We start from the raw sequence: 14,061 nt of genomic DNA, 5'->3' as shown, positions 1-14,061 counted from the left end.
GTCGATGGTCGCCCGCTCGGGCGCTCACAGCCCCTCCGCCCGGTCCTCGCCGAGCGCGGTGAGCCGGTCGCGTAACCGGGACGCCTCCGCCGGGCGCAGCCCGGGCACCCGGGCGTCGCTCGCCGCCGCGGCCGTGTGCAACTGCACGGTGGCGAGGTCGAACGCGCGCTCCAACGGCCCGGCGCTGACGTCGACGAACTGCATCCGCGAGTACGGCACGATGGAGAGCCGGCGGACCAACAGCCCATGCCGGACGAGCAGGTCGTTCTCCCGCTCGGCGTAACCCCAGGCCCGGACCGCGCGGACGATCGCGACGGCCCGCCACACGCCGAGCAGCAGCACGACCGCGAGGGCGAGCCCGAACAGCCAGTGACCGCTCAACACCCAGCCGACCGCCGTCCCGGCCAGCACGATGCCGACCACGACCGCCAGCCGGATCAGCTCCACCCAGATCAGGTCGGTGGAGATCGGCTGCCAGTGGACGGTGTTCGGCCAGGGCTCCAGCGGCCCCCGGGCCACCGGTGCGGCCGTCGAGGCATCAGGTCCGGGAGGCGGTGGGGCGCCGGGGGTGCTCACGTGTCGAGCGTAGGCGATCCGGGCACCGGAGTGACGGCACGCAGGAAGCCGCGAGCGTCCAGGAAGTCACCGAGGCTGGTCCGGTGCTCCGCGCAGGCCAGCCAGGTCTTGCGCCGAGCGGTGTCATGCAGACGGGGATTGTTCCACTCCAGGGCCCAGACAGCGGCGGCACGGCAGCCCCGGGCCGAGCAGACCAGGGCGTCCTCGGCGGGGGAGTGGATGCTCATCCCGGCCAGTCTAGGGCGGCGGGACGGAGAGCTTGAGCGCCGGGCGACCACGGGGGGAGCCGCCCGGCGACGGGGTGAATCGTACACGCGGCGGGCCGGTCCGTGTGCACCCGTGATGCGCGATTCGGCTGCTGAGGACGGCGCGGCGAAAATCGGCTTCTCCCCACCTCGACACTCAGGAAGGCGTGCGAGTCTTGATACCGCATCAGCCGCGACGACCGACCAACGCTGTGGAGGACCGGTGGCCCAGCCGACCATGCCCGACGCCCCGACGCCGAACGGGGCGGCACCGCAGACACCTGCGCCGGTGACCACGCCCGCGCAGGACGCCACCCTGCTGGAGCGGGCGCTGTTCGAGATCAAACGCGTGATCGTCGGGCAGGACCGAATGGTGGAGCGGATGTTCGTCGCGCTGCTCGCCCGGGGTCACTGCCTGCTCGAAGGTGTGCCCGGGGTCGCCAAGACCCTGGCGGTGGAAACACTCGCCAAGGTCGTCGGCGGGTCCTTCGCACGGGTGCAGTTCACCCCGGACCTGGTCCCCGCCGACATCATGGGCACCCGGATCTACCGGCAGTCCAGCGAGAAGTTCGACGTCGAGCTGGGCCCGGTCTTCGTCAACTTCCTGCTCGCCGACGAGATCAACCGGGCTCCGGCGAAGGTGCAGTCCGCCCTGCTCGAGGTGATGAGCGAACGGCAGGTGTCCATCGGCGGCGAGAGCCACCGGGTGCCCGACCCGTTCCTGGTGATGGCCACCCAGAACCCGATCGAGCAGGAGGGCGTCTACCCGCTGCCGGAGGCGCAGCGGGACCGGTTCCTCATGAAGATCGTGGTGGGCTACCCGACCGACGCGGAGGAACGCGAGATCGTCTACCGGATGGGCGTGACCGCGCCCGAGCCGACCGCGGTCTTCGACACACCCGAGCTGATCGCCCTGCAACGCAAGGCCGACCAGGTCTTCGTGCACAACGCCCTGGTCGACTACGCGGTCCGGCTGGTGCTGGCGACCCGCGCTCCCGCCGAGCACGGCATGCCGGACGTCGCGCAACTGATCCAGTACGGGGCCAGCCCGCGCGCCTCGCTGGGCCTGGTCCGGGCGACGCGTGCGTTGGCGCTGCTGCGCGGGCGCGACTACGCCCTGCCGCAGGACGTGCAGGACATCGCGCCGGACATCCTGCGGCACCGTTTGGTGCTCAGCTACGACGCGCTCGCCGACGACGTGCCCGCCGACCACATCGTGCACCGGGTGATGTCGACCATCCCCCTCCCGGCGGTCGCGCCCCGGCAGCAGGCCACCCCGTCGACCACGCCGCCGCCGGGCGCCGGCTGGCCCGGGCAGCGGCCGTGACCTCACCCACCCCTCGTCCCGCCTCCGACCGCAGCGAGGCCGTGCTGTCCCGGCTGCAGTTGCTCGTGACCCGTAAGCTCGACGGTCTGCTGCAGGGCGACTACGCCGGTCTGCTGCCCGGACCGGGCAGCGAGGCGGGGGAGTCACGGGAGTACCGCCCCGGCGACGACGTGCGCCGGATGGACTGGCCGGTCACCGCACGGACCACGACACCGCACGTGCGGCGTACGGTCGCCGACCGGGAGTTGGAGACCTGGCTCGCCCTGGATCTCTCCGCCAGTCTGGACTTCGGCACCGGGCAGTGGCTCAAGCGGGAGGTGGTGGTGGCAGCGGCGGCCGCCATCACCCACCTGACCGTGCGTGGCGGCAACCGGATCGGCGCGGTGATCGGCACCGGCGGCGGCGTGTCCGCCCCGGCCCGGCGCTGGCGCGGTGGAGCACCACCGCCGGCTGGGCCGGGCGTGCTCACCCGGCTGCCGGCTCGCTCCGGCCGCAAGGAGGCGCAGGGCCTGCTGCGTACCGTCGCCGGCACCACCATCCAGCCTGGCCGTGGTGACCTGGGCGCCCTGGTCGAGATGCTCAACCGTCCGCCCCGCCGGCGCGGGGTGGCCGTGGTGATCTCGGACTTCCTCGCGCCAGCCGAGCAGTGGGCCCGGCCGATGCGCAAGCTGCGGGTCCGCCACGACGTGCTGGCGATCGAGGTGATCGACCCGCGCGAGCTGGAGTTGCCCGACGTGGGCGTGTTGCCGGTGGTCGACCCGGAGAGCGGCGAGCTGCACGAGGTGCAGACCGCCGACCCGCGGCTGCGGCAGCGCTACGCCGATGCCGCGACCGCCCAACGGGCCACGATCGCCGCCGCCCTGCGCGGCGCCGGCGCGGCCCACCTGCGTCTGCGTACCGACCGAGACTGGCTGCTGGACATGGTGCGATTCGTGGCCGCGCAGCGGCACGCGCGCACCCGGGGGACGACACGATGATCCGTTTCATGCAACCGTGGTGGCTGCTGGCCGTTCTGCCGGTGCTCGCACTCGCCGCGTTCTACATCTGGCGGCAGCTGCACCGCCGGGCGTACGCGATGCGGTTCACCAACGTGGACCTGCTGCGTACGGTCGCGCCGAAGGGGCTCGGCTGGCGTCGGCACGTCCCGGCGACCGCGTTCCTGCTGTGCCTGCTGGTCCTGGCCACCGCGCTGGCCCGGCCGGCGGTGGACACCAAGGAGCCGCTGGAGCGGGCCACCGTGATGCTCGCCATCGACGTGTCGCTGTCGATGCAGGCCGACGACGTGGCGCCGAACCGCCTGGAGGCGGCACAGGAGGCGGCCAAGCAGTTCGTCAGTGAGCTGCCGGAGAGCTACAACCTGGGCCTCGTGTCGTTCGCGAAGGCGGCCAACGTGCTGGTGCCGCCGGGCAAGGACCGGGACGCGGTGACCAGTGCCATCGACGGGCTGGTGCTGGCCGAGGCGACCGCGACCGGTGAGGCGGTGTTCACCTGCCTGGAGGCGATCCGGTCGGTGCCGGCCGACGGCGCGGCGGGCATCCCGCCGGCACGGATCGTGCTCCTCTCCGACGGGTTCCGCACCTCCGGGCGGGCGGTGGAGGAGGCGGCGGCGGCCGCGCAGGCGGCAAACGTCCCGGTCTCCACCATCGCCTTCGGTACGGACACCGGCCAGGTCGACATCGGCGGGCAGTTGCAGCGGGTCCCGGTGGACCGGATGGCCCTGGCCGAGCTTGCCGAGACCACCGAGGGCTACTTCTACGAGGCGGCCTCGGTGAGCGAGCTGAAGCAGGTCTATCAGGACATGGGCAGTTCGATCGGCTTCCGCACCGAGCCGCGTGAGGTGACCCAGTGGTACGCCGGGCTGGCGCTGCTGCTGGCGCTCTGCGCCGGTGCGCTCAGCCTGCTGTGGTCGTCGAGAATGCTCTGAGCGTTGGGCCGGCGGCGGGTCAGTGACCGCCGCCGGCCAGCACGAAGACGATGGCCACCCAGACGGCGGCGAGGGTGAAGCCCAGCGGGGCGACGTAGCGGCTCATGGACGGCTCCGGGTGGCGGCAGGACGGTCCGCGTGCGGGGGCGGACCGCAGGGGTGGGGACGCGCACACGAAGTCGTGACCGGGCGGCTCCCGGCGACCGCCCGGAATCGGGCGGCGCGGCACACGCGCCCCGGCAGGTGCCGAAGCGGTGGGGGAGCGGAGCGGGGTCAGCTCACCAGACTGAGTCGTGGCTCAGCGGGGCTGACCATCGGCCCGGCCACGACTGGGAGGATCGCTATCTCGCACAGCGATCACCTCCTGCAAGTCGGGCGGGCCGGAACGTCGATGATCGTACACCTGGGGTGCCGACGAGACGTACTCGGCCGACCGGCTGGCGACCCCTCCACCGCCCGGCTGGCGCGGCCCTCGCAGGCGGCCCGCCGGCTGGCCGATCCGCACGACCGTGACCAGCACCGCGGCGAGCAGCGGCAGCCAGCAGCAGCGCGCCAGCACCCAGCTCAGGCCGTCCGGCATGGTGTGCAGCCCCGGCAGGGCCAGTCCGCTGCGGGCGGTGAGCGCGGTCACGGCCACCAGTACCGGTTGGTGGCACAGGTAGATCCGGACCGCGTGACGGTTCACCTCGGTCACGGCCCGGCCCGGCAGCGGCCGGGCCAGCAGCCGTTCCAGCACCGGCGATCCGAGCAGCCCCAGCCCGACCTGGGTGACCGCCAGCGCCACGGCCAGCAGCGACGGCGGGTTCAGGTTGGACATCCCGGCGCCCGGCACTCCGACCGCGCTCACCGGGTAGCCCAGGAGCAACAGCGCCGCCAGCACGGCGGCCCCGCCGCCCGCGAGGCTGCCCGCCGCCCGCCGTCCGACCAACTGCCCGTCGGCGTGCGCCACCCCCAGGAGGTACGGCACCGACCAGGCCGCCACCACGGTGACCGGCGGCAGGTGGGTGCCGGTCGGCAGGAGACGCAGGACCAGGTCGGCCGCGGCGACCACGGCCACCGCCGGCGCGACGCAGCGCGCCACCCCCCATCGGCGTACGGCGGCGCGCAGCGGGCCGGTCACCGCGACCAGGAACACCAGCGGCAACAGGAACCACAGGGGACTGGCCGCGAGCCGCAGCGCGACGGCGAGCGTGTCGTCCGGGGTCCCGGCGACGGTGGCGGCGAGCAGCACGGCGGCGCCCACCCCCAGCAGCGCCACCGTCGGCAGCAGCAGGTGGCGCAGCCGACGGGCCAACCAACCGCCCGGACCGCCCTGGTGACGGGCCAGCGACCGGGTCGAACCGAACCCGGCGGTGAAGAAGAACAACCCGAGCGTCTGCAACACCCAGGTCACCGGGGCCAGCCCGGGCAACGCGGTCAGCGGGCTGGCCTGGTGCAGCCCACCCTCGCCGGTCAGCACCAACCCGGTGACCAGCCAGTGCCCCAGCACCACCCCGCCGATGGCGTACGCCCGCAGCGCATCGACGGTACGGTCCCGGTTCACCGGGCGTCTCCGACCCGGTCGGCGTCGACGCTGCCCAGCACGACCGCCGCCAACGCGACAAGCGTGGCGCTGCCCGTCGTGAGGTAGCTGTCGTGCCCGGCCACCCCGCCCACCGGCAGGGGTCGGGCGCCGAACGCCGGGTCGCCGGGGCGACGGCCGAAGCCGAGGCCGGGCAGCCGTACCGGCGGCACTCGGCGGATCCAGTCGGTCGGCGCCTCGGCCGCCCAGAACCGCCGCTCGCCGGGCAGATCCTCTGCGCGCTGCACCCCGGCGCCGACACCGCCGAGGCTGACCACATCGGTGACCTGGGCCGGGGCGTCCGCCGCCGCCAGGGACACCACCAGCGCCCCGTAGCTGTGCCCGACCAGCGTGATCGTCGTCGCCGGACGTCGCACGGCCAGCTCCCGCAGCAGCACGGCAAGCCCGGCCGCGCCCCGCCGGGCGCTGGCGCCGCCGGCAGCCGTCCACGCCCCGTCGGGCGGGTCGTAGCCGAGCCAGGCCAGCACCGCGACCCCCGCCGCTGGCTCGGTCGCCCGCAGCTCCTGGTAGAGCTGCCCGGCCTGCACCGCCGGGGCCCGGCGGGCCACCCCGCCCAACCCTCGATCGAAGTCGGCCAGGGTGCTGCCGACCCCCGGCACCAGCACCGCGATCCGATCAGCGCTGGCCAGGTCGCCGAGCACCTCGACCACCCGGCCGTCGCCGCGCGGGTCGAACATCAAGAAGTGACGCCCGTCGGCGGCCCAGTCCGCGTACGGGGGGCCGGCCGCGCCCATGGCTGCCGCGGTGACCGGGTACGCCTCGACGAACCCGGCCGCCGCGACCGGCTCGGGTCGGGTCGGCAGTACCAGGTTCACGCCGAGCAGCGCGGCCAGCGCCAGACGGCTGGCACCTCGTCGTCGCATCACGTTCTCCCTCCGGAATGGTGTCCGGAGGGAGAGTGCGCGAGTGGGCGGTGCTCGGTCGTCGTCCCAGAGAGCCGTCTGCGGGCTGGCTCCACGGGGCTACTCGCCGGCGGCCACCAGACCCGTCTCGTACGCCAGCACCACGGCCTGGGCCCGGTCACGCAGCCCCAGCTTGGCCAGGATCCGCCCGACGTGCGTCTTGACGGTCTGCTCGGCGACCACCAGGTCACCCGCGATCTCAGCGTTGTTGCGGCCCCGGGCGATCAACCGCAGCACCTCGGTCTCCCGTGGAGTGAGCCCGGCCAGGTCGGTGGGGCGCGGCCGGCGGCGATCCGGGCGGGCGGCGAACTCGGCGATCAGCCGGCGGGTGACCGCCGGGGCGAGCAGCGCCTCCCCGGCCGCCACCACCCGGACCGCCTGCACCAGATCGGCCGCCGGGGCGTCCTTGAGCAGGAAGCCGCTGGCCCCGGCGCGCAGCGCCTCGTACACGTAGTCGTCCAGGTCGAAGGTGGTGAGGATGAGCACCCGGGGGCGCTGCGCCGACCGGTCACCGAGCAGCTTGCGGGTGGCGGCCAATCCGTCCAGCACGGGCATCCGCACGTCCATCAGCACCACGTCCGGGTCGAGCCGGCGAGCGGCTTCGACGGCCTGCGCGCCGTCGGCGGCGTCCCCCACCACCAGCAGGTCCGGTTGGGCGGCGAGCAGCGCGCCGAAGCCCTGTCGGACCATCGCCTGGTCGTCGGCGATCAGCACCCGGATCATCGGTCCCCGCCTTCCACGTCGTACGGCAGCTCGGCCGCCACCGCGTAACCCCCGTCGGGCAGTGGCCCGGCGGTGAACGTACCGCCCAGCGAGGTGGCCCGCTCCCGCATGCCGGTCAGCCCGTGCCCGGCACCGGCCTCGCCGGTCCGGGAGCCCGCCTCGGCGGGTCGCGCGTTCTGCACGCGTACCGTCAGGGTGGTCGGGCCGGGGCGGACGGTGACGCGCACCGCGGCGCCGGCCGCGTGCCGGGCGGCGTTGGCCAGGCCCTCCTGCACGATGCGGTACGCGGCCAGCCCGACCGGCGCGGGCACCTGCCCGTCGTCCACCGGCCCGAACTCCAGCGTCACCGGTAGGCCGGCCCGGCGTGCCGCGTCCACCATCGCGTCCAGGTCGGCCAGGTCGGGCTGCGGCGCGGTCTGCGGCCCGGACGACTCGCTGCGCAACACCCCTAACAACCGCCGCATGTCGGTCAGCGCGTCGCGGGCCGAGCCGGCGATGGCGACGAACTCGGCGGCTGCCGGCGCCGACACGTCGGTCAACCGGTACGGAGCGGTCTCGGCCTGCACGGCGATCAGCGACATGTGGTGCGCCACCACGTCGTGCATCTCCCGCGCGATCCGGGTGCGTTCCTCCAGCACCGCGCGGCGCTCCTGTTCCCGCTCGCTCTGTTCGGTCTGGGCGGCCAGAGCGTGCCGCGACAACCGGTTGCGTCGGACCAGGTCGCCGACGATCGCCAGCGCGCCGAGCAGCAGCAGGACGGGGACCCGGTTGTCGGGGTGGACCAGGGTGAGCACCGGCACCGTGGTGATCGTCACCACCCAGACCAGCACCGGCCGGTCGACCCGCGCGACGGCCACCGCGACCACCGCGATCGACCCGAGCGCCAGCGGCGGGGTCCACGGCCAGGCCTGGTCGGCCGGCGCGTTGAACGTGCAGATCAGCAGGGCCAGCACCGTCAGCCGCCAGGCCAGCAGCGGGTGCCGGGGCAGCGCCAGCAGCGGCGCCACGGTCATCGCCGCGAACAGCACCGCGATCGGCGTGGGCAGGCCCCAGTCGCTCTCCACGCTCAGCGTGATCGCGAAGAGGCCGAGCGCGGCGAGCAGCCCGACCGGGGCGGCGTAACGGGCCAGCCCGGGCCAGCGGGCCAGTAGCGGTCTGCCGGGCGGGGCGTCCCGGCCCAGGAGGGTCTGTCGCAGCGCCCGCAGGGCCACGGCGATCGGTTGCCGGTTCACCACCGGGAGGCTACGGGCCGGCACCCCCGCCAGGCGTGCCACCAGGGGTTGATCCCGGTGTCGTACCCCAGTGTGACGCGACTCCCGTTAGCGCTTACCTGCCGGTAACGCCTAGGCTCCGACGCGTCCGTGCTGAGTATTCGCAAGGGGGAACAGTGGCCCGTACCGTGCTGGTGACCGGGGGCAACCGGGGAATCGGCCTCGCCATCGCGCAGGCCTTCGCCAAGCAGGGCGACCGGGTGGCGGTCACCCACCGCAGCGGCGAGGCACCCGAAGGGCTGTTCGGCGTACGCGCCGACGTCACCGACGCCGCCTCGATCGACGCTGCGTTCAGCGCCGTCGAGGCCGAGCTGGGTCCGGTCGAGGTGCTGGTCGCGAACGCCGGCATGACCGCCGACACGCTCCTGCTGCGGATGTCCGAGGAGCAGTTCACCGGCGTGGTGGACACCAACCTCACCGGCGCGTTCCGAGTCGCGAAGCGGGCCTCCGGCAAGATGCTCCGCGCCAAGTGGGGCCGCATGATCTTCATCTCCTCGGTGGTCGGCCTCGCCGGCGGCGCCGGGCAGGTCAACTACGCCGCCAGCAAGGCCGGCCTCGTCGGCGTCGCCCGCTCGATCACCCGGGAGCTGGGCAGCCGCAACATCACCGCGAACGTGGTGGCGCCCGGCTTCATCGACACCGACATGACCGCCGGCCTCACCGGAGACCGCAAGGCGGAGATCCTCAAGTCCATCCCGGCCGGCCGGATGGCCAGCCCGGAGGAGGTCGCCGCCGTGGTCACCTGGCTGGCCTCGGACAGTGCCGGATACGTCTCCGGCGCTGTTATCCCGGTCGACGGCGGCCTCGGCATGGGCCACTAACCTTTTTTGACTACGGAGGAACTCAGCGATGTCCGGACTGCTCGCCGGTAAGCGGCTGCTCGTTACCGGTGTCATCACCGACGCCTCGATCGCCTTCTCGGTGGCGAAGCTCGCCCAGGAGAACGGCGCGCAGGTCGTGCTCACCGGCTACGGCCGGCTCTCCCTGGTCGAGCGGATCGCCAAGCGCCTGCCCGAGCCGGCCCCGGTCATCGAACTGGACGTCACCGACCCGGCGCACCTCGCCGGCCTGGCCGACCGGGTGCGCGAGCACGTCGACGGACTCGACGGCGTCGTGCACTCGATCGGCTTCGCCCCGCAGAGCTGCCTGGGCGGCGGCTTCCTCGACGCGCCCTGGGAGGACGTGGCGACCGCCCTGCACGTCTCCACGTTCTCGTACAAGTCGCTGGCCATGGCGGCGCTGCCGCTGATGTCCCCGGGCGGCGCGGTGGTCGGCCTGACCTTCGACGCGACGAAGGCGTGGCCGGTCTACGACTGGATGGGCGTGGCCAAGGCCGGCCTGGAGTCGGCGTCCCGCTACCTGGCGATGCACCTGGGCAAGCAGGGCATCCGCAGCAACCTGGTCGCCGCCGGGCCGCTGCGCACCATCGCCGCGAAGTCGATCCCCGGCTTCGACGAGTTCGAGGGCGCCTGGGCCGAGCGGGCCCCGCTGGGCTGGAGCCTCACCGACCAGGAGCCCGCCGCCCGGGCCTGCCTGGCGCTGCTGTCCGACTGGTTCCCGGCCACCACCGGCGAGATCGTCCACGTCGACGGCGGCTACCACGCCATCGGCTCCTGACGTTCCCCCGACGGCGCCCCCCGACCACCGTTGGCGTGACCCACACGTCCGGACCAGGGGGCGTCGCCGGGTGGTCCCGGCCGACCGGCAAGAATGAACCCATGTCGTACGACGCGGTGGTGCTGGTGTCCTTCGGCGGGCCGGAGCGGCCCGAGGACGTGATGCCGTTCCTGCAGAACGTGACCCGGGGTCGGGGCGTACCGCCGGAGCGGCTGGCCGAGGTCGCCGAGCACTACCAGCACTTCGGTGGGGTGTCCCCGATCAACCAGCAGAACCGCGAACTGCTGGCCGCCGTCCGCGCCGACTTCGCCGCGCACGGTCTCGACCTGCCCATCTACTGGGGCAACCGCAACTGGGACCCGATGCTCGCCGACACCGTGACCCAGATGCGCGACGACGGGGTCACCCGGGCGTTGGCCTTCGTCACCAGCGCGTACGGCGGCTACTCGTCCTGCCGGCAGTACCAGGAGGACATCGCCGCCGCGCGGGCCGCGGTCGGCCCGGACGCCCCGGTGATCGAGAAGCTGCGCCAGTTCTGGGACCACCCCGGCTTCGTCGAGCCGCACATCGACGCGGTCCGGACGGCCCTGGGTCAGCTCGACGCGGCGAAGCGGGACACCACCCGGCTGGTCTTCACCGCCCACTCCATCCCCACGTCGATGGCGGCCAGCGCTGGCCCGCACGGCGGCCGGTACGAGGCCCAGCTGCACGAGACCGCCCGGCTCGTCGCCGCGGCCGCAGCCCCCGACCTGGCGTACGACCTGGTCTGGCAGAGCCGCTCCGGCCCGCCGCAGATGCCGTGGCTGGAACCGGACATCAACGACCACCTGGCCAGCCTCGCGCAGGGCGGCACCACCGGCGTGGTGGTCAGCCCGATCGGGTTCGTCTCCGACCATCTGGAGGTCGTGTGGGACCTGGACACCGAGGCGCTGGAGACGGCCAAGCAGCTCGGCCTGGACTTCGTCCGGGCCGCCACCCCGGGCACCGACCCGCGTTTCGTGACCATGGTGCGTGAGCTGGTCACCGAGCGAACCGACCCGGACGGTGCGCAGCTGCGCCGCCGCCTGGGTGAGCTGCCGATGTGGGACACCTGCGCGACCGTCTGTTGCGTGCCGACCCGACGCCCCTGACTCCTGAGGATCATCATGCATGACCGCAAGCCCGTGCAGAGTTGGCTGACCGACATGGACGGCGTACTGGTGCACGAGGGCCAGCCGGTGCCCGGCGCACCGGAGTTCATCAATCGGATGCGCGCCTCCGGCAAGCCGTTCCTGGTGCTGACCAACAACTCGATCTACACCCCGCGCGACCTGACGGCCCGGCTGAGCCGGATGGGGCTCGACGTGCCGGAAGAGTCGATCTGGTCGTCCGCGCTGGCCACCGGTCAGTTCCTCGCCGACCAGCGGCCGGGCGGCACCGCGTACGTGATCGGTGAGGCCGGGCTGACGACGGCGCTGCACGCGGTCGGCTACGTGCTCACCGACTTCGCCCCGGACTACGTGGTGCTCGGCGAGACCCGCACCTACAGCTTCGAGGCGATCACCAAGGCAGTCCGTCTGATCAACGACGGAGCCCGGTTCATCTGCACCAACCCCGACGTGACCGGCCCGTCGGTGGAGGGCGCCCTGCCCGCCGCCGGCTCGGTCGCCGCCATGATCTCCAAGGCGACCGGCGTGGAGCCGTACTTCGTCGGCAAGCCGAACCCGATGATGATGCGTTCGGCACTCAACACGATCAACGCGCATTCGGAGAGCACCGCGATGATCGGTGACCGGATGGACACCGACATCCTGTGCGGCCTGGAGGCTGGGCTGGAGACGATCCTGGTGCTCACCGGCATCAGCAGCCGCACCGAGGCGGAACGGTACCCGTACCGTCCGTCCCGGATCATCAACTCGGTCGCGGACCTGCTCGACGAGATCTGACCGACCGGCCTTGGCGGGCCGCCGGCCCGGCCGCTGGGTCGATCCTGCGCGTGCTGCACGTGCTGTTCGCGCTTCGCGTGTTTCGCGCGCTGCGCGTGCTGCCCGCGCTTCGCGCGCTGCGCGTGCCGGTCGCGCTTCGCGCGCTGCGCGTGCCGGTCGCGCTTTGCGCGCTGGGCGTGCCGGTCGCGCTTCGCGCGCTGCGCGTGCTGGTCGCGCTTCGCGCGCTGCGCGTGCTGGTCGCGCTTCGCGCGCTGCGCGTGCTGGTCGCGCTTCGCGCGCTGCCCGCGCTGCCCGCGCTGCCCGCGCTGGTCGCGCTTTGCGCGCTGATCGCGCTGCAACCAGGATGTAGTGGTAACCCTCGGACCAGGAGGCCACTACATCCTGGATCGAGCGCGATCATGCCTGGGTCCGCCCGGCTACGCCGCGGCGTGGCGCGGGTGCGGCGGGGTGCGGGCAGCGCCGTCGGGGGTGCGGGCAGCGCCGTCGGGGGTGCGGCGGGGTGCGGCGGGGCGGGGTGCGGTCGCGCAGCAGAGTGCGGTCAGGGGCGTAGCGGGGCGTTGCAGGCGGCCACCAGCGCCTGGCGGCAGGCCGCGGTGAGTGGGCGCAGGGCCGCATCCCGTTGCTGCGCCTCGTAGTTGTTGATCGCGCCGCCGGGCGCGGCGTGCCCGGCCAACGCGAGCACCCGGTCGAGCACTGCGGCCCGGGCGAAGAGCCGGCGGGCTCGCGGATCGAAGCCCGGTGGCAGGTCGGTGGCGCCGTCCGGGCGGCGCAGCGCGGCCAGCGCACCGGCCAGTTCGGGTCGCCACTGGGCCACGTCGAGACGGGTCAGCGCGGCGGTCGTCTCGGCCAGCGCGGCGGCCAGCTCGGCCTCCGCCTCGGCCGCGCCTGGCAGTGAGAGTGAGGCGGCGGGCGCGTTGGCCGGCAGCGGGTAGACCCGCCAGAGCACCGTCTCGAAACAGTCCCCCGAGCCGGAGGTGTGCATCCGCACCTGGGGAATCAGGCCGAGCCCGCCCGCGACCACCGCCTCGCCCGTGACCAGCGCCGCCCCGGCGAAGTCGCCCGGACCGGGCAGCCCTCGGGGGTCGCCGGGCGCGGGCAGCACCAGGCGGATGTCGTCCGGGGAGAGCTTGGCCAGGGTCGGCAGCGCGGCACTCAGCGGGACGTCGGTCCAGGTGCCGGGGGCGTCCGCAACAAGGTGCTCCTCGTCGCCGGCGATGGCGTCGGCGACCTCGTCGTACGGCACCAACCCGGCGCGCCACGCGCGCACCCAGGCAACGAACCGGCTCGACCGGCGCGGCGTGAGTGTGGCCGCGCCCGTTGCGGGGGTGGACATGCCGAAAGGGTACGTGGTCACGACCGGCCCTGTCTCGACTGCCGCTCCGGTCGCCCGGCCTGCCCCGAACTGCCCCCTTCGCCCCGAATCCCCACCCCAGCCCCACCCCACGCCCCCGCCATCCCACGTCCGCGCCACCCCCACCACCCCCCCGCCACCCCCACCCCCCGCGCTCACCACCCTCAACCCCCGCGCCACCCCGCGCTCACCACCCTCAACCCCGCGCCACCCCGCGCTCACCACCCTCAACCCCGCGCCACCCCGCGCTTACCACCCTCAACCCCGCGCCACCCCGCGCTTACCACCCTCAACCCCCGCGCCACCCCGCGCTTACCACCCTCAACCCCGCGCCACCCCGCGCTTACCACCCTCAACCCCCGCGCCACCCCGCGCTTACCACCCTCAACCCCGCGCCACCCCGCGCTTACCACCCTCAACCCCCGCGCCACCCCGCGCTCACCACCCTCAACCCCGCCTCCGCCCTGCCCACCCCGTCGATCATGGAGTCGTGGTGGGCGAAAGCTGCTGATTGCGGGCGTTTCGTGAGGCACCACAACTGCATGATCGACGGCGACGGCGACGGCGTCGGCGTCGGCATGGGTGGGGGCGTGGGTGGGGGTGGGAGCGGGGGATGGG

Annotated in this window: 15 protein-coding genes; 7 read left to right on the top strand and 8 right to left on the bottom strand. The window is 73.7% G+C overall.

Annotation, left to right across the window (positions count from 1 at the left end; translation table 11 throughout):
* Positions 1-24: 24 nt before the first annotated feature.
* Both HNR20_RS04570 and HNR20_RS04565 read right to left on the bottom strand, forming a co-directional pair.
* Positions 25-576, bottom strand: a complete 552-nt coding sequence (locus tag HNR20_RS04570; protein WP_373291036.1) for a PH domain-containing protein — start codon at positions 574-576, stop codon at positions 25-27.
* Positions 573-803: a hypothetical protein gene (locus tag HNR20_RS04565; protein WP_184176740.1), complete on the bottom strand. Its 231-nt coding sequence runs from the start codon at positions 801-803 to the stop codon at positions 573-575. Before HNR20_RS04565 ends, HNR20_RS04570 begins: the two co-directional genes overlap by 4 nt.
* Positions 804-1,044: 241 nt before the next feature.
* On the opposite strand from HNR20_RS04565, the gene HNR20_RS04560 reads away from it, so the two are divergent.
* Genes HNR20_RS04560 through HNR20_RS04550 form a run of 3 tightly spaced genes read left to right on the top strand, consistent with a single transcriptional unit; the run spans position 1,045 to position 4,072 of the window.
* Positions 1,045-2,148, top strand: coding sequence for an AAA family ATPase (locus HNR20_RS04560; RefSeq protein WP_184176738.1), 1,104 nt, complete (start codon positions 1,045-1,047; stop codon positions 2,146-2,148).
* Positions 2,127-3,125: a DUF58 domain-containing protein gene (locus HNR20_RS04555; protein WP_184187957.1), complete on the top strand. Its 999-nt coding sequence runs from the start codon at positions 2,127-2,129 to the stop codon at positions 3,123-3,125. The genes HNR20_RS04560 and HNR20_RS04555 overlap by 22 nt, the downstream gene beginning before the upstream one ends.
* Positions 3,122-4,072, top strand: a complete 951-nt coding sequence (locus tag HNR20_RS04550) for a VWA domain-containing protein (protein ID WP_184176735.1) — start codon at positions 3,122-3,124, stop codon at positions 4,070-4,072. Before HNR20_RS04555 ends, HNR20_RS04550 begins: the two co-directional genes overlap by 4 nt.
* 19 nt (positions 4,073-4,091) lie before the next feature.
* On the opposite strand, the gene HNR20_RS04545 is transcribed toward HNR20_RS04550, so the two are convergent.
* The 5 genes from HNR20_RS04545 to HNR20_RS04525 form a co-directional block, all read right to left on the bottom strand.
* Positions 4,092-4,247: a hypothetical protein gene (locus HNR20_RS04545; RefSeq protein ID WP_184189376.1), complete on the bottom strand. Its 156-nt coding sequence runs from the start codon at positions 4,245-4,247 to the stop codon at positions 4,092-4,094.
* 123 nt (positions 4,248-4,370) lie between these two features.
* The gene (locus tag HNR20_RS04540; protein WP_184176733.1) at positions 4,371-5,615 is read right to left on the bottom strand and encodes an acyltransferase family protein; all 1,245 of its coding nucleotides are present in this window, start codon (positions 5,613-5,615) and stop codon (positions 4,371-4,373) included.
* Entirely contained in the window at positions 5,612-6,517 is a 906-nt protein-coding gene (locus HNR20_RS04535) for an alpha/beta hydrolase (protein ID WP_184176732.1), read from the bottom strand. The genes HNR20_RS04540 and HNR20_RS04535 overlap by 4 nt, the downstream gene beginning before the upstream one ends.
* A 99-nt stretch (positions 6,518-6,616) precedes the next feature.
* Entirely contained in the window at positions 6,617-7,279 is a 663-nt protein-coding gene (locus tag HNR20_RS04530; protein ID WP_184176730.1) for a response regulator, read from the bottom strand.
* Entirely contained in the window at positions 7,276-8,511 is a 1,236-nt protein-coding gene (locus HNR20_RS04525; protein ID WP_184176728.1) for a sensor histidine kinase, read from the bottom strand. Before HNR20_RS04525 ends, HNR20_RS04530 begins: the two co-directional genes overlap by 4 nt.
* 155 nt (positions 8,512-8,666) lie before the next feature.
* Here HNR20_RS04525 and fabG point away from each other — a divergent pair, with 155 nt between their 5' ends.
* The 4 genes from fabG (at position 8,667) to HNR20_RS04505 (ending at position 12,092) form a co-directional block, all read left to right on the top strand.
* Complete coding sequence (gene fabG / locus HNR20_RS04520) at positions 8,667-9,371, top strand: 3-oxoacyl-ACP reductase FabG (RefSeq protein WP_184176726.1); 705 nt, start codon at positions 8,667-8,669, stop codon at positions 9,369-9,371.
* 28 nt (positions 9,372-9,399) lie between these two features.
* Positions 9,400-10,167 carry an enoyl-ACP reductase FabI gene (gene fabI, locus HNR20_RS04515; RefSeq protein ID WP_184176724.1) on the top strand — a complete coding sequence of 256 codons (768 nt, stop codon included), beginning with the start codon at positions 9,400-9,402 and terminating at the stop codon, positions 10,165-10,167.
* A gap of 101 nt (positions 10,168-10,268) precedes the next feature.
* Complete coding sequence (locus HNR20_RS04510) at positions 10,269-11,297, top strand: ferrochelatase (RefSeq protein WP_184176722.1); 1,029 nt, start codon at positions 10,269-10,271, stop codon at positions 11,295-11,297.
* 15 nt (positions 11,298-11,312) lie between these two features.
* Positions 11,313-12,092: an HAD-IIA family hydrolase gene (locus HNR20_RS04505; RefSeq protein WP_091403868.1), complete on the top strand. Its 780-nt coding sequence runs from the start codon at positions 11,313-11,315 to the stop codon at positions 12,090-12,092.
* A gap of 538 nt (positions 12,093-12,630) precedes the next feature.
* On the opposite strand, the gene HNR20_RS04500 is transcribed toward HNR20_RS04505, so the two are convergent.
* Positions 12,631-13,425 (bottom strand): Rv1486c family protein, encoded by a 795-nt coding sequence (locus HNR20_RS04500; RefSeq protein ID WP_184176720.1) that lies wholly within the window; start codon positions 13,423-13,425, stop codon positions 12,631-12,633.
* Positions 13,426-14,061 lie beyond the last annotated feature (636 nt).

The organism is Micromonospora parathelypteridis (assembly GCF_014201145.1).
Taxonomy (GTDB): domain Bacteria; phylum Actinomycetota; class Actinomycetes; order Mycobacteriales; family Micromonosporaceae; genus Micromonospora; species Micromonospora parathelypteridis.
This window is presented reverse-complemented; position numbering and strand designations above follow the sequence as displayed.

Bases quoted from the DNA above. Each gene is read 5' to 3' on its own strand.
- HNR20_RS04565 (WP_184176740.1), bottom strand. From the start codon at position 803: ATGAGCATCCACTCCCCCGCCGAGGACGCCCTGGTCTGCTCGGCCCGG.
- HNR20_RS04550 (WP_184176735.1), top strand. From the start codon at position 3,122: ATGATCCGTTTCATGCAACCGTGGTGGCTGCTGGCCGTTCTGCCGGTG.
- HNR20_RS04535 (WP_184176732.1), bottom strand. From the start codon at position 6,517: ATGCGACGACGAGGTGCCAGCCGTCTGGCGCTGGCCGCGCTGCTCGGC.
- HNR20_RS04530 (WP_184176730.1), bottom strand. From the start codon at position 7,279: ATGATCCGGGTGCTGATCGCCGACGACCAGGCGATGGTCCGACAGGGC.
- fabI (WP_184176724.1), top strand. From the start codon at position 9,400: ATGTCCGGACTGCTCGCCGGTAAGCGGCTGCTCGTTACCGGTGTCATC.
- HNR20_RS04510 (WP_184176722.1), top strand. From the start codon at position 10,269: ATGTCGTACGACGCGGTGGTGCTGGTGTCCTTCGGCGGGCCGGAGCGG.
- HNR20_RS04505 (WP_091403868.1), top strand. From the start codon at position 11,313: ATGCATGACCGCAAGCCCGTGCAGAGTTGGCTGACCGACATGGACGGC.
- HNR20_RS04500 (WP_184176720.1), bottom strand. From the start codon at position 13,425: ATGTCCACCCCCGCAACGGGCGCGGCCACACTCACGCCGCGCCGGTCG.